15 protein-coding genes are annotated in these 13,456 nt (G+C 44.5%); 7 read left to right on the forward strand and 8 right to left on the reverse strand.

Going from position 1 to position 13,456, the window contains the following annotated elements:
• The first annotated feature begins 165 nt into the window (after window positions 1–165).
• Both AC6R16_RS14995 and AC6R16_RS15000 read left to right on the forward strand, forming a co-directional pair.
• Entirely contained in the window at window positions 166–1,263 is a 1,098-nt protein-coding gene (locus AC6R16_RS14995) for an ElyC/SanA/YdcF family protein (RefSeq protein WP_500674890.1), read from the forward strand.
• Window positions 1,264–1,696: 433 nt separating this feature from the next.
• Complete coding sequence (locus tag AC6R16_RS15000) at window positions 1,697–2,428, forward strand: class I SAM-dependent methyltransferase (RefSeq protein ID WP_272250504.1); 732 nt, start codon at window positions 1,697–1,699, stop codon at window positions 2,426–2,428.
• A 169-nt stretch (window positions 2,429–2,597) separates the two neighbouring features.
• Here AC6R16_RS15000 and AC6R16_RS15005 read toward each other — a convergent pair whose 3' ends face one another.
• A complete protein-coding gene (locus tag AC6R16_RS15005) occupies window positions 2,598–3,356 on the reverse strand; it encodes an isocitrate lyase/PEP mutase family protein (RefSeq protein WP_500674891.1) in 759 nt (252 codons plus the stop codon).
• A 162-nt stretch (window positions 3,357–3,518) separates the two neighbouring features.
• Window positions 3,519–4,478, reverse strand: a complete 960-nt coding sequence (locus AC6R16_RS15010) for a GlxA family transcriptional regulator (protein ID WP_500674892.1) — start codon at window positions 4,476–4,478, stop codon at window positions 3,519–3,521.
• Between the two features lie 99 nt (window positions 4,479–4,577).
• On the opposite strand from AC6R16_RS15010, the gene AC6R16_RS15015 reads away from it, so the two are divergent.
• Window positions 4,578–5,369 (forward strand): MBL fold metallo-hydrolase, encoded by a 792-nt coding sequence (locus AC6R16_RS15015; protein ID WP_500674893.1) that lies wholly within the window; start codon window positions 4,578–4,580, stop codon window positions 5,367–5,369.
• Between the two features lie 54 nt (window positions 5,370–5,423).
• Here the strand turns inward: AC6R16_RS15015 and AC6R16_RS15020 are convergent, their stop codons facing one another.
• From AC6R16_RS15020 to AC6R16_RS15030, 3 genes are all read right to left on the reverse strand, one after another.
• Window positions 5,424–6,032 (reverse strand): LysE family translocator, encoded by a 609-nt coding sequence (locus AC6R16_RS15020; protein WP_500674894.1) that lies wholly within the window; start codon window positions 6,030–6,032, stop codon window positions 5,424–5,426.
• Between the two features lie 33 nt (window positions 6,033–6,065).
• Window positions 6,066–6,893: an AraC family transcriptional regulator gene (locus AC6R16_RS15025; protein WP_272787816.1), complete on the reverse strand. Its 828-nt coding sequence runs from the start codon at window positions 6,891–6,893 to the stop codon at window positions 6,066–6,068.
• Window positions 6,894–7,040: 147 nt separating this feature from the next.
• The gene (locus AC6R16_RS15030) at window positions 7,041–7,646 is read right to left on the reverse strand and encodes a LysE family translocator (protein ID WP_500674895.1); all 606 of its coding nucleotides are present in this window, start codon (window positions 7,644–7,646) and stop codon (window positions 7,041–7,043) included.
• A gap of 121 nt (window positions 7,647–7,767) precedes the next feature.
• Here AC6R16_RS15030 and AC6R16_RS15035 point away from each other — a divergent pair, with 121 nt between their 5' ends.
• Window positions 7,768–8,250 (forward strand): Lrp/AsnC family transcriptional regulator, encoded by a 483-nt coding sequence (locus AC6R16_RS15035; protein WP_004749350.1) that lies wholly within the window; start codon window positions 7,768–7,770, stop codon window positions 8,248–8,250.
• On the opposite strand, the gene AC6R16_RS15040 is transcribed toward AC6R16_RS15035, so the two are convergent.
• Window positions 8,247–9,053, reverse strand: coding sequence for an AraC family transcriptional regulator (locus AC6R16_RS15040; protein WP_500674896.1), 807 nt, complete (start codon window positions 9,051–9,053; stop codon window positions 8,247–8,249). The two genes, AC6R16_RS15035 and AC6R16_RS15040, sit on opposite strands and share 4 nt — an antisense overlap.
• 88 nt (window positions 9,054–9,141) lie before the next feature.
• On the opposite strand from AC6R16_RS15040, the gene AC6R16_RS15045 reads away from it, so the two are divergent.
• On the forward strand, window positions 9,142–9,834 hold the full coding sequence (locus AC6R16_RS15045) for an MOSC domain-containing protein (RefSeq protein ID WP_239853997.1): 693 nt from the start codon (window positions 9,142–9,144) through the stop codon (window positions 9,832–9,834).
• 62 nt (window positions 9,835–9,896) lie between these two features.
• Here AC6R16_RS15045 and AC6R16_RS15050 read toward each other — a convergent pair whose 3' ends face one another.
• Window positions 9,897–11,603 carry a S8 family peptidase gene (locus AC6R16_RS15050; protein ID WP_500674897.1) on the reverse strand — a complete coding sequence of 569 codons (1,707 nt, stop codon included), beginning with the start codon at window positions 11,601–11,603 and terminating at the stop codon, window positions 9,897–9,899.
• Window positions 11,604–11,861: 258 nt separating this feature from the next.
• Here AC6R16_RS15050 and AC6R16_RS15055 point away from each other — a divergent pair, with 258 nt between their 5' ends.
• Both AC6R16_RS15055 and AC6R16_RS15060 read left to right on the forward strand, forming a co-directional pair.
• Window positions 11,862–12,092, forward strand: a complete 231-nt coding sequence (locus tag AC6R16_RS15055) for a hypothetical protein (RefSeq protein WP_500639859.1) — start codon at window positions 11,862–11,864, stop codon at window positions 12,090–12,092.
• 42 nt (window positions 12,093–12,134) lie between these two features.
• Window positions 12,135–12,818, forward strand: coding sequence for a hypothetical protein (locus AC6R16_RS15060; protein ID WP_500675349.1), 684 nt, complete (start codon window positions 12,135–12,137; stop codon window positions 12,816–12,818).
• A 4-nt stretch (window positions 12,819–12,822) separates the two neighbouring features.
• Here the strand turns inward: AC6R16_RS15060 and AC6R16_RS15065 are convergent, their stop codons facing one another.
• Window positions 12,823–13,437 carry a TetR/AcrR family transcriptional regulator gene (locus AC6R16_RS15065; RefSeq protein WP_171320401.1) on the reverse strand — a complete coding sequence of 205 codons (615 nt, stop codon included), beginning with the start codon at window positions 13,435–13,437 and terminating at the stop codon, window positions 12,823–12,825.
• Window positions 13,438–13,456 lie beyond the last annotated feature (19 nt).

Consider the following 13,456-nt stretch of genomic DNA (forward strand, 5'->3'; position numbering starts at 1 on the left):
CAATGAGTTAAACCACTAGTTCGTGATCTTAGTTCGCAAACCACAACCATATGTCAAGTGTTTCATTTAAAGTGAGAACCAATTCACAGACTATCTGAGAGGTAATTTTACACTGCAAAAAATCCGTCGACTCAGATCGACACATAACAACACTAGGATCCCCTAATGAAGAAGAACATCATTGCCCTCGCCCTAGGTAGCTTTATCGCTTTAACTGCTGCGCCATACTCTCTTGCCGCTAATGACTCTACAATACAAGCCTCAACAGATTACGCCCAACTCATCACTAAAAGACAGGTAGTTGATCAGCTTCTGAGCGATGCGGTGACAGCATTTAAATCCCCCGCTCGAATTTCGCATGCTGGGTTCACTGCGAAAATGCCAAGCAATATGGAGATCGTAACCGATCGCTTACTAGAGGCATACGAACTAGAACCATACCGTACTGATCTTCTTATCTCAGCGGCTAATGCTCAGATTTATAACAAGAATGTCGATCGTGCGATTGAGCTATTTGAGCAAGCACTGACGGTGGCACCGGATGATGTGGATCTACATGCCTACCTTGCGGTGTGGCAGCGCTTCAAGGGCAACCAAGCTGAGTCAAGCAAACACATGGATGCTTTATCTAAACTCAATGCAGGTAAAGCGGTTGACATGAAGCGAATTTTCTCGACAGTGGATCGCGTACTAGAGGCGCCACTAAAAGAGAAAGCAGCGCAGGGTAAGTTAGAAGATAAGGGAGCGATCGTTACTCTGGGTTACGCACTAAACCCAGATGGCTCAATGCACCAGATCTTAGTTGAGCGACTAGAAACCACTTTGGCAATGGCAAAAGCGAACCCTGATGCGCTTATAGTGCTAACGGGTGGCGTACCAAAGAACCACAAGACCGAAGGCAAGTTGATGGCTGACTGGCTGATCGAGAAAGGCGTCAGCAAAGACAGAATCATTGAAGAAAACTACGCCACCAGCACTGTTGGCAACGCGCTATTTAGCAGCTATGCCCTTGCCCGCCACAACATCAAACATGCAACCATCATTAGCTCTGCAAGCCATGTTCGTCGTGGTCAGACACTGTTTGAAATTGCAAGTTGGCAAACAGGCCCACAAGGAATCACGTTCGATACAGTCAGCTACCCAGACAAGCCGCTAAAAGAGCTCACCAAGGCAAGTGACAGTGAGCTACTAGGAATCTACCGCGATGCCCTTCGAACTTACGGTATGTGGAGCTACCGCTCATACCCGCTAGAATCTCGCTAAGGCAAAAACAAGAAGGTCGCGTGACGCGACCTTCTTACTTATTAAATCAAGGCTCGGTGAGAAGAGTTGGTTTTTATTGAGGTGCAGGTAAGAATGGCTTTGCCAAAGACTTTGAGTACTAGAATTACTTTTGGACATAAACAAGTTAAGGAAAACTGTCGGATGTTATGCTCAGCATCAGTCTAAAAGCATTAATCGAGTCGATTTCATAGTGAAGTAAGGGCCAAAAGTTAGATTATCCCAACATTGAATACGTAAACAGCCCCTCTTGATACACCATAGCAAGACGCTCCCTTGTAGCTGTCATTTTGAGTCTCAAATTCAAATTCGAACGAACCCTGAAGGAATAAAATCTTTAATCACTGAAATTTAAAGCAATATTTAATGGTATAGAGCTTGCTGGAGTTTCAGATTTCCAGACTGAGAAAACATTATGGCCGGAGTAGTACGCAAACTTACCCCTGAACAAACAGTATCGTTTGACATCGAGTATATAGATGATGCGATGTTCGCTACCTTGGTAAAGCATCTCAATATGCTTTACCCCACCCAATACCCGTTCCACTTGCTCGATGTTGGCGGAGGTAATGGCATGTACGCTGATAAGATTCTGTCATACTACCCCAACGCCAGCGTCACTTTAGTTGAGCCAGAACAGTCTCTAATCGAGAAAAACCACCCTCACCCCAGAAAGCAGTTAGTGTGTTCAACCTTCCAAGACACCATTTTCACTGAAAAATTCGATGTTATTCAGTTCAATTGGGTTCTTCACCATTTTGTTAGTGACAGCTACGAAAGATCGGTAACGCTGCAAAAGAAAGCTCTAGAGCGTTCATTTCAAAACCTCTCTGAAAACGGCATCGTGGTCGTGTTTGAGAACTTTTATGAAGGGCAATTTGTTCACAACTTACCGAGCGCGTTGATCTATCAATCGACTTCATCGAAATCTTTGGCTCAAATAACCAAAAAGATGGGTGCAAATACGGCCGGTGTCGGGGTCTGCTTTAATAGCAGAAGTCAATGGCACAATATGATGCTTGACGCAGGATTTGTCGCAGTTCTTCACGTACCATTCTATGAATTTGGCAATTTAAGCAAGCTTAAGAAGCAGTTGTTACACATTAAACAACAAAATGTCGGCTTGCTCATTGGCAAAAAAGACTGATCACCCTCAATTCGGCGAAAATTTTGCTTCTGCTAGGGATTCATCCGTGGCTGCTGGAAGGTCTAATTGCATGATTTACACATTAATTAATTCGATGACTAGAGCTATGCTTTCTGAAACATCTTGGGGCAAAAGTGTTTCAGCCAAAAGTGGCTGAAACTAATAATGGCTATTTAAATAATGCCTCAAAAGATTGCTCTCTTTTAATTGAAGTCAAGGTAGAGGATAGAGAAGTAAGCATTGCCTCATGTACAAAATTGCCCATGCTTATGCGTTTTACACCTAGATTTTTCAGTTCAGAAAAACTAGGTAATCCCGGAAAGCACATTACATTTATTGGCAGTGACGTGCTATCGACAACTGATTTGATATCATCTTTTTTATTAATACATGGAAGGAAAATGCCATCAGCGCCCGCCTGTTGGTATTGATTTATTCTCTCGATACTAGTTGCAAGAGGCTCTTCAACATTAAGTAGGAATGCGTCACTTCTGACATTAATAAAAATTTCAAGACCTGCTTCGCGAATACATTCTCTAACTTTTTCTAAAGTTTTGCTGAACAGAGCGCTGTCACACAAGCGCCTTTCACCGTCTACCACGACACTGTCTTCTATGTTGACTCCAACAACACCAACTTTAACTAGCTCAATCATATTCTTTGCTATGATTTCAGGCGTCTCTCCGTAACCAGACTCAAGATCTACGGTTAACGGAAGTTCTGTTGACTTCACAATAGCTTTTACAATCGACAAAAGGTCTTCGAAACGGATATTTTCTCCATCTTCCTTCCCAAGGTTCTTAGCAATAGCTGCGCTAGAAGTACCAATAACAGAAAATCCGACACTTTCGGCGATTTTCGCGCTTGGTACATCCCATACATTACAAATAACTAGTGGTTCTTCCATTTCATGCATATTCTTGAACATGGCTTATACTCCAATTTGCTTTTTATATTGAATACTTTCAATTAGATGCTATCAACGAAAGATAAATAAGACGTGCCATTTTCGGAACTGAACAATAAATATTGTAAGGCCTATATTCATACGGCTCTTCTGCACGCGATACAATAAGTCAATATCCCCCTATCACCCTTCCCCGCGAAACGTCAGCCGCCATTCAGACGGCGAGACATTGAAGCTCTTTTTGAAGTGTTTACGGAAAACACTTTCAGAGCCGATCCCAGAAAGCTCTGCAATGGTCGATATTGGGTGATGGGTAGATTCCAGCAGTTGCTGGCTTAATGCTAAGCGTTGATTTAGCAACCACTCGCCAAAAGTGCATCCATATACCGCCTTAAACTGGCGCGTAAATGTCCGTCGACTCATTGCACAGCGCTGAGCGACAGAGTCTAGGCCATAGTCGTTGACCAAGTTCAGGCTGATATCATCGAGTACCTTGCCAAAACTGGTGACGTTATCTGACTTAGCCGCAATTGGGCTGGGGATATATTGCTGCTGTCCACCACTTCGAAACGGTGCCGTCACCATTAAACGGGCAATTTGCGATGCCACTTCATTACCGCAACGGGTTCGCACGATGTTAAGACAACAATCTAGAGAAGCAGCCGTTCCGGCAGAGGTCACGATTCTATCTTGCTCGATGAACAGCGGCTCACAGTCGATAGTCACGCGAGGAAACTCAAGTTGGAAAGCTTGCTTAAAGCCCCAATGGGTTGTTGCTCGTTTGCCATCCAGTAAACCTGCTTTTGCGAGCGCATAAACACCCAAGCAAAGACCGACGACTGTCGCACCGCGTTGATAGGCGCTATTTAGTTTCTCTAGCAAAAACGTGCTTGGCTCGGGCAATGAGTTGGGCCAACTCGGAATGATCACAATATCCGCTTCATCCATCGCCGACAGGTCACGGCTTACTAAAGCGTTAAAGCCAGAGCTCAGAGAGACGCTCGACATATTTTCACTACAGATCACCAGATCAAACAATGGCTGTTGGTCGATAAAGATATCTTGAAAAACCAAACAAGGCACCGAAAGATGAAATGCGCTGATGTCATCGAGCGCCACTAAAGCAATCTTGTATTTCGTCATCCACTTTGACCCGATTTGAGCGGTAGTTGTCCTTTTGACCAGTATTGCACAATCCTACTAAGCTGCATACTTACCCTATCAACCAGATAGGAGTTACACATGAAAATTCACCACTTACGCAGCGCGACGTTCGTTATTGAATCTGGCGAGCACTATATTTTGATTGACCCGATGCTAGGTGGTAAGGGCTCTATGCCGCCGTTTTCCGTGTTTCGCTTTAAAGCAGCAAAGAACCCAACTGTAGATTTACCAAACAATGCGAATGCCCTGCTTAGCAAGGTTAACCAGTCATTGATTACCCATAGCCAGACCTTTGGCTTTAAGCCGCTACAACATGGAGATCATTTAGATCCTGTCGGTGAAAAGTTCCTGATTGAGCAGAGCGTGCCAGTGACCACATTGAGCAAAGACCAAGCCTACCTAGAGAAGTACGGAATGACGGTTGCCAATGGGCTAACACCTTGGCAAACCACACCATTTCTTGGGGGATCGATTACCGCCGTACCTGCACAACACGGTCATGGCTGGATTCATAAAGTGATGGCGAATGGTTGTGGTTTCTTCCTTCAACTGCCGAACGAACCGAGCCTTTACATTAGCGGTGATACTGTATTAACACCGGATGTAAGAAAAGCGCTGAGTGAGCTAAAACCAGATATTACTGTGGTCGCAACAGGGCAAGCTCAGATGGATGTCGGCCAGCCGCTGCTTATGTCGAGCGATGAGGTGATGGAGTTTATTCGCTTATCGCCGAACAAGGTTATTGCCAACCATATGGAAGCGCTAAACCACTGCCCAATAGATCGAGACACTCTGAAGCGATCGCTCGAAGCAGAAGGGTTAAGTAATAAAGTACTCATCCCACTAGATGGTGAAACATTGGAGTTTTAAGTCGATATCGCTCTCAGAAAAGCCCTGTTCGGCGCTTCCTGAGAGCCTATTTACTTACTGAACTAAAAGCGGCGTAACCACATGCTCATAACCTATGGTCAGCGAAACATAAACAAGCAGCGCCGCCATCAGAAGATTGAACACTTTAAAGTAACTCGGATTAGAAATTCGTTTGCCTAATACCAACCCCGCCAATGAGTAGCCTGTCGGTGCGCCAAAAGCCAAAATAGCTAACACTAAAGACCACAACACAATCGCACTGCCCGTAATACCAACACTTGGAAACTGAATCGTTGATACAGGCAAGGTCGCAACTAATGCCTTAGGGTTGAGTAGCTGCATGAACAAGCCATCGCGAAAGCTCAGCGAATTTGAATCGCAGGTATCCTGAGAGAGTTCGACATTCGCGCCCGCAACCTTCCACGCGATATGCAATATATACAGGCAACCCGCCAAGCTAATGAAAGGTAGAACCTGCGGATTAATCACCTTTAAACCAATAAATCCCAGCATGACGAACAAAATGAACATCGCCATTCCGACGCCAATAAAGAATCCAAGGTGAGAACGTGTGTTTCTGTTCAAGCCACTATGTAACCCCAAAAGGTTCACAGGGCCAGGGGTATACATCACCCCGATCGCGTAGGCGAAGATTTCTGACATTTAGCACTCCAAAAACACAGTGAGCCGCTTAGCTTATCGGCTCCACTGAAGCTGAAACTGTTTTGGTGTCATGCCAAATACGCGCTTAAAGTTACGGTTAAGGTGACTTGCATCTGCAAAGCCAGAGGCAACAGCAGCAATCGTTGCGCTGTGTCCTGCCAATAACTGTCTGCGCGCATAGTTGATGCGACAATTCAAAACATATTGATGTGGAGTTATGCAAAAGTGCTCGCGAAAGGCGCGGATGAAATGGAACTTCGACATGTTGGCGACCTCTGCAATGTCATCAATAGAGATATCATAAGCAAGGTTCGCCAAAATATACTCTTTCGCTCTAAGCAAAAGCCTGTCTGCTCGCGTCTTGTGAATCGGAAGTTCAAGGCTTCCATGCAGACGAGTTAAAGATTGTGCTAACTGAAACAGGCTCGCTTCATGTTCAATCTTTGAGTAAGACTCTCCTTGTAAACGCTGAGACATGGCATAAACCTGACGCCTTAAAAGTGAGTCATCAAATAAGGTTTGGTTTAACCTAAGTGTCGTGTTCTTTTTATGGCCTAGCGCCTGAAACAGAGGATGCAGCTCATTCGGATGGATGTAGAGCATCACGTATTCTAAGTTTTGCTCTACACCTGAGTGACCATCATGTATGTCTTCCGGGTTGAAAAGCATCACACTGCCGGGAGTGCTTTTATAAAAAGCGCTGCGACAGAAAAAGTCTTGTCGGCCTTGAAGCGTTAAGCCGATTGAGTACTCCTCGTGCGCATGCTTCGCGTAGGTAAAATCACTCATAACCGCGCACAGCATAGAAACCTCATCCTGCTGAGAACTGCTTGTATATTTAAAGTGATTATCTTTACCCACGCTCCCTCCTTTTATTGAGCTCTTTCACATAATTCCTAGGCCAATATATTCAAGTCATCAATAAAAAACTTGAACAAAATTGCTCAACTGCCATCAGTGAACCAAAGCCTACGGATGACTGCATTTGCCCTGCGATAGCTCTCCTGCTTAATGCAAGTGGGGCTGACTGACCATAAACATCACGACAAGCACTAAACTGGCACCAAAGCCTCGATTTATCCAGACCATTTTTTGCGGAGATTGGATAAAGCGATTAAGCATCGAACCAAAATACGCCCATAGCAGCATACCAATGACACCAGTAAACACCATCACGCTAATAATAATCACCACTTGAGTTAGGTAATCGCTAGTTGGGGAAATGAACTGAGAGAACACCGTCAATGAAGCGACCCAGCTTTTCGGGTTGAGTATTTGAACCAAAATACCGGACATAAAACCAGACTTCTTGATACTGGAGTTACCGTCCATCTCCATGTTGGCAATGCCCCAAGCCATGTAGAGCAAATAACCCGCCCCTAACCATTTCAAGACATTGTATAGATCGGGGTAAAGAGTAAATAAACTCACCAAGCCAATACTCGCACCGCCCAAAATCGCGACCACACCGACCGCGTTACCGAGAATAAACGGTAGCGTTGCCCCAATGCCATAGCGGCTCGACAGTCCTACTAAAGCAATATTTCCCGCCCCTGGCGTCAATGAAATCGATATTGCAAACAACATGAAAGCTGTCATCAGTTGAGCACTCATTGCTCTCTCCCATAAAGTGATAATTTCAATATGAGATCCAGTCTAACGATTCGCTCAGGAATAAAATTGCTATTTGGGTTAACATTAAAGCAATTTAAGGCAGACTATTTCCATTTGAGATATGAAAAAGAAAGAATCCACCAACTTTGAGCTAGATAGTACAGATTTATCCATCTTAGAACATATACAGAAAGATGGCAGAATGAGTAACTCCAAATTGGCAGAGACAGTGAACCTAAGCGAAACGCCTTGCTGGAGACGCTGGAAAAAGATGGAGGAAGAGGGCTATATCGAGGGGTATGCAGCTCGATTGAATCGTAAGAAACTCGGCTTTCAGGTTTCGGGTTTTACGCTGGTGACTTTAGGGAGCCATGAGGTCGAAAATACCCAACCATTTGAAGATTATGTCGCAGAATCGGATTGGATACTCATGTGTCATTGTATTGCAGGCGGAGCAGATTACATTGTGCAAGTGGTCGCGAAAGATCTGGATGAATACTTTGAACGAATCAGCTCGATAAGACGCGTTAAAGGAGTCAGCGCCATTCAATCAAATGTGTCGGTAAAAGAGATCAAGAGTACCTTCCAATTACCCTTAGATTAACGGGTTTGATGACGAAACTGCTGAGGAGTTACATCAAAATACGCCTTAAAAGCTTTGATATATGAGGAGTCATTTTGATACCCAACACGATCTGCGATGGTTTGAATCGAAAACGTTTCATCCAGTAATGAGAGCGAATAGATTAAGCGGATCTGCTGACGCCATAACTGAAATGAGGTATTAAACTCCTTGGCAAACAAGCGCGATAATGTCCGCTCTGACGCGCCAACTTTCTCTCCCCACTCTTTGAGTGAGATTGCCGATGCAGGCGTTTCTGTAAGTTGTTCGAAGATAAGCTTTAAGCGCCTATCTTTGGGCAACAGTAGCTGATAAGTCTGTACGTTATCTCGCGATACTTGGTCATGCAGCACCGCTAACAAACGCGCTAACTCATCATCACCTACATGGCGCTCACACTGGCGACGAATCTCTTGCAATAGCTCATTGAGAAATGGCGTAAGGGAAATAGTGCGCACATCAGACTCGTAAGGCACACCAAACGTTGGATTGAGATAGATACCAATGAAGGTAGTATGACTTAAGGCAATGGATTCATGCTGGACACCCGCAGGAACAAATAAAACCGATGTATGAGGCACAAGGTGCTGGTACTGCTCTGTTTGAGTTTGTAGCAAGCCCTTTAACGGAAAAATAATCTGGTGCCAAGTATGTTGGTGCAGATGGTCAATATAGCCTTTCGGCATATCAATCGTTTTCACTAAAGCGGGTAAATGAGGGTTTGCAGCCATCATCTCATTGGAAGTGGCCACCCCTGAGTTAGACTCTATTTGGCGAGTTAGCATGGTTAACTGTCTTTACATCCCTATTCCGTCAATACTGGGCTAGGCTATCATGCCAAGTAGATTGATTGAAGAGAGTGTGAGAGGAAGCATGAAAAAGCTCGGTGTTGTAAACGCGGTTCTGACAGGAACAACAAAGCCCTTCGCGCATGGCGCACAAAGTGCCATCAACAAACAGGTTCGCACAGAGCGACAACACGCCAATGAAGTTGGCTTTACCAACGATGAACAAGGCGATCCGCGCTTTCATGGTGGCATTCAAAAAGCCCTTCACATTTACCCAAGTGAGCACTACCCACTTTGGCAAAAAGATCTCGGTGATAAAGCCATTTTGCAATCCGTGGGCGCTTTTGGCGAAAACCTAAGTTCATCCGGTGTGACAGAAGCCAACATCTGCCTTAAAGATAAAATTCGTATTGGTTCAACTCTGCTCGAAGTGTCGCAAGGACGCATGCCGTGTTGGAAACTCAATGTCCGAATCGACCAACATGATATGGCGAAAAGAGTTCAAGATACGCTAAGAACCGGGTGGTACTTCCGTGTCTTAGAAGAAGGTGACATTGGCGCAGGTGATGAAATCATTCTGTGTGAGAGGCCTTATCCAGATTGGTCACTTGCGCGTGTTATGGGTGCCGTTTTTGAAGGTTGCTTAGAGCCGACACTTCTACAAGAGATGTCTACCTTGCCCTTAGTTGAATCATGGGGAGCTTTGATTCAACGCCGTTTAGACACAGGCATACTCGAAGACTGGCAGCAAAGACTTGTCGGGCCAACCGCAGGCTAAGCTTTTCAATAAACTAAAAAAGAGGTCGCATCACGCGACCTCTTTTACATCCAAATATCGTACTATCGACTTCCTAACTCAGCGAAAATCGCTTCAGCATCAACAATACCGCCAGAGATAGACAGCGTACTAAATGGTACTAAATCTTCCGGAGACGATGGCTTCTTCACTAATAACTCAGGATACGTACGTGATTTGCTCATCAGCAGCGATTTAAGCTCTTTTACTGATAGCTCTGGGTAATGAGACCATACTAAGGCAGCAACACCCGAAACCACAGGCGCAGCCATACTGGTACCACTATACGCAGCGTAATTGTTGTCAGGTGTTGAGGATAGAACGCGATAGCCAGGAGCGAATACATCTACCGTTTCCTGACCAAAGTTACTAAAGCTTGCGACCATAGAGTCATCTGCATATTTCGCCGATGCACCAACATCCATCCAAGTAGAGATTGGACGAGACCATTTGTGCTTAGCGAAACGGTTCGGGAAGCTTGGCTTGATATCGTTGTCCGTTTTGCTGTTACCCGCTGAGTGAACAATCAGCACCCCTTTGCGCGCTGCATAGCGGAAAGCGTGGTCAACAATATGTTTGCGTGGTGAGTAGCTCTTACCAAAACTCATATTGATGATCTTTGCACCGTTATCTACTGCGTAACGGACTGCGTTTGCGATATCTTTATCACGCTCATCACCATTTGGCACCATGCGCACTGCCATGATCTGTGCGTGATCTGCAATCCCTTCAATCCCTAAGCCATTATTACGCTCAGCGGCAATGATACCCGCAACGTGTGTACCATGAGCACCCACTGGGCCTTTTACATCATTGTTGCCGTAGCCTTTTTCCCAAGGGTTAGTGATATCGTCCATAACGATGTCTCTACGGGTATCAAAGTCTAGATTGTAGTGATAGTCCAAAGATTCCTTATAACGGCTTGTACGTGACTCTAGATACTCAAATGAATACCAAGAATCAAACACGCCAAGTAATCCTTGTGCCGCTGCAACTACATCAGCGTTAGAGTGAGAAAGCAGAACTTGTAGACCATCAACAGTAAAATCTTTGTGCTCAACCAAGGCTAAGATTTGCGCTTTGTAGCCATTAGCTTGTTCAGTCGCTGCTGTCACTTGTTCTAGAGCCGTGGTGTAATACTCAACGTTCTCTAGGTAGTCAGCCTCAACACCTTGATAGTATTTGCGTTTCTTTGGCGGAATCCAGTGGTTACCCTCTTTAAGTTCTAAGTACTTTTTGTACTCACGGGTCACTTCTAACGTATCTTGATCAACGTTAATTCCTAGCGAGTTACCCAAGAAGTTCCAACCATGCACATCATCAATGTAGCCGTTACCGTCATCATCGATGCCATTACCTGGGATCTCATCTTCGTTGGTCCAAAGTTTGTTTTTTAGATCTTCGTGGTCAATGTCGACACCTGAATCTAGCACCGCAACAATGATAGGCTGAGGTTTAAGTGGTGGCAGCATGAAATCATAAACAATATCTGAGCCTACACCTTGAATACTTGAGTAATTGGCCGACATATTGAACCAATCACCACGATCTTCAGCAGGTGTACTGAACATGCGCATAGACAAAAACGCAGGCTCAGCTGGCTTGGCCGAATAATCTTCAATGATATTGCCTTTAACATCTGTGATGAAAGGAGAATTAACTGGAGTTGGGTCAGCACTGACGTTTGCTGAAACCGACGCTGAAGCCAAAATAGCGACAGCAAGGGCGGAAAGTTTATATCCGTTTTTCATTATGTTACATCCTATATTTTTATATGCTTAAAAAGCGAGCAAAAGATAAAATGCAACAATACGAATATCATTCATGAAATTGATTAATTGAGTTTAAGATCTCATTGTGAGTGTTATTTTTCTGTCAAAGTTTGAGCCACATTCTATTAACATATTCAACACTTACCCTTACCGCCCTTTGTATTGAAAACTCTTTGTAATCAACACATTAGACAATAAGGATTGATTGGATTTTATAGAAATTAGGGATTAATCAGTATGGAAACACATCTAGGCTTTACCTACCACTCAACAGAGAACTGCGTTCAGATCTACCGTGATGGGAGCTTGGTGACGACACTGCGAGGAAAAAGTGCAATTCACTTTACAGCGCGGGCTGCTGAAATGAACCATCAACAACAGCAACAGCTGATGGCGAGAGAAACGGGTAACTATAAACGTGGTAATGAAAAATCAGCCAAATCTAAACACCAAAACAAGTATCGCTAACCACTAGGGTTATCAACAATTACAGGGAATATCGTGAACAGAATGGAACAAACCGCTCTTAGAGCCATTACCAACAATCAAAACTGGTGCCAGCGTGTAGCTGAAATACACCAAGTGGAAACAGAACTTGAAGCGAATTACTGGTGTTCAAAAGACCCAATGCCGACCTTTTTCCCCAATCTAGTCACACTCAATACGTCCGCTGCACAAGCGCTATTGGAAGAGGTTATTCCCGTACAAGGCAGCTACTTTGTAAAAGATTGCTTTGCCGCGCTAAGCCTCGACTCATTAGGGTTCACTAAGTTATTTGATGCGAATTGGTATATCAAGAAAGCTCTGCCGCCGCTTCGACAAAGCGATAGTGTCCAAATCTCAGAAGCGACGAGCGCTGAAGGGTTGGCTGAATGGGAAACTCGCTGGCGTGGGGAAGAAAACTATACGCCTATTTACCCTAGCAGCGTGCTAGATTCTGAGGCCATCAGGTTCTTCACTGCTGAGTCAAATGGGCAAGTCTCGGGTATTACGAGTTTCAATGATACATACACGCTCGGCATCTACAACTTATGGGGTGAGCCGTCGTTATTCTCCGCTCTTATTAGGCATTTGCAAATGCTTTACCCTAATCAAGACATCGTCGGCTATGGAGATGAAAAAGAAGTACAGCGACTAGAATCACTTGGCTTTGAGATTTTAACACCTTTAACAGTGTGGGGACGTTTCACTTAACCGTTCAACTGTTAGTTTTAACGCCGCAGCCGTTGATAATAAGCTGAGTGATGAACTGAGCGGCTTGATGATAATCGTCGTTATCTAGCTGCTCTTTTTTCATGACATTGCAGATTTGCCAGCCAAAGTCGGCATAGGTTTGAGTGGCGGCCCAGATGGTAAACATCAAGTGGTGTGCTGGAACGTCATCCATCAACCCTTGCTGTGACCAGGTTGAAAACTTATCGATGATCATTTGTGACTGCTTAAACAGCTCTTGACCAATATCTTCTGGTAGTGCCTTGGCCCCTGACATCACTTCATTGGCGAATACCTTTGATGCATAAGGATGGTCTCGTGAAATACGGAGTTTCGCTTCGATGTACTCGGTTAGGGCTTGAACTGGGTCTGTCAGTTCTTCAATTGGTCGTGATGCTTCAAGCAATGGCTGGGTTACTGTCTTTAGTACCGCGTAATAGAGCTTATCTTTAGAGCTGAAGTAGTAAAAAACGTTCGCTTTAGGAATATCAGCCGCTTTAGCGATATCGACAATTTTTGTCGCCGCATAACCATGGGTAGCAAACTGTTCACTGGCTACTTCAATAATTAGCTGCTGATTTTTCTGCCTAATACGACTCATTCGATACCCTTATACGTTC

The sequence above is a fragment of the Vibrio sp. R10-SG3-ISO10 genome, assembly GCF_059834185.1.

Coding starts and splice junctions, on each gene's coding strand:
- AC6R16_RS15030 (WP_500674895.1), bottom strand. CDS start 7,646: ATGAGTGCTCAACTGATGACAGCTTTCATGTTGTTTGCAATATCGATT.
- AC6R16_RS15065 (WP_171320401.1), bottom strand. CDS start 13,437: ATGAGTCGTATTAGGCAGAAAAATCAGCAGCTAATTATTGAAGTAGCC.
- AC6R16_RS15020 (WP_500674894.1), bottom strand. CDS start 6,032: ATGTCAGAAATCTTCGCCTACGCGATCGGGGTGATGTATACCCCTGGC.
- AC6R16_RS15060 (WP_500675349.1), top strand. CDS start 12,135: ATGGAACAAACCGCTCTTAGAGCCATTACCAACAATCAAAACTGGTGC.
- AC6R16_RS15000 (WP_272250504.1), top strand. CDS start 1,697: ATGGCCGGAGTAGTACGCAAACTTACCCCTGAACAAACAGTATCGTTT.
- AC6R16_RS15040 (WP_500674896.1), bottom strand. CDS start 9,053: ATGCTAACTCGCCAAATAGAGTCTAACTCAGGGGTGGCCACTTCCAAT.
- AC6R16_RS15035 (WP_004749350.1), top strand. CDS start 7,768: ATGAAAAAGAAAGAATCCACCAACTTTGAGCTAGATAGTACAGATTTA.
- AC6R16_RS15055 (WP_500639859.1), top strand. CDS start 11,862: ATGGAAACACATCTAGGCTTTACCTACCACTCAACAGAGAACTGCGTT.
- AC6R16_RS14995 (WP_500674890.1), top strand. CDS start 166: ATGAAGAAGAACATCATTGCCCTCGCCCTAGGTAGCTTTATCGCTTTA.
- AC6R16_RS15005 (WP_500674891.1), bottom strand. CDS start 3,356: ATGTTCAAGAATATGCATGAAATGGAAGAACCACTAGTTATTTGTAAT.
- AC6R16_RS15045 (WP_239853997.1), top strand. CDS start 9,142: ATGAAAAAGCTCGGTGTTGTAAACGCGGTTCTGACAGGAACAACAAAG.
- AC6R16_RS15015 (WP_500674893.1), top strand. CDS start 4,578: ATGAAAATTCACCACTTACGCAGCGCGACGTTCGTTATTGAATCTGGC.
- AC6R16_RS15010 (WP_500674892.1), bottom strand. CDS start 4,478: ATGACGAAATACAAGATTGCTTTAGTGGCGCTCGATGACATCAGCGCA.
- AC6R16_RS15050 (WP_500674897.1), bottom strand. CDS start 11,603: ATGAAAAACGGATATAAACTTTCCGCCCTTGCTGTCGCTATTTTGGCT.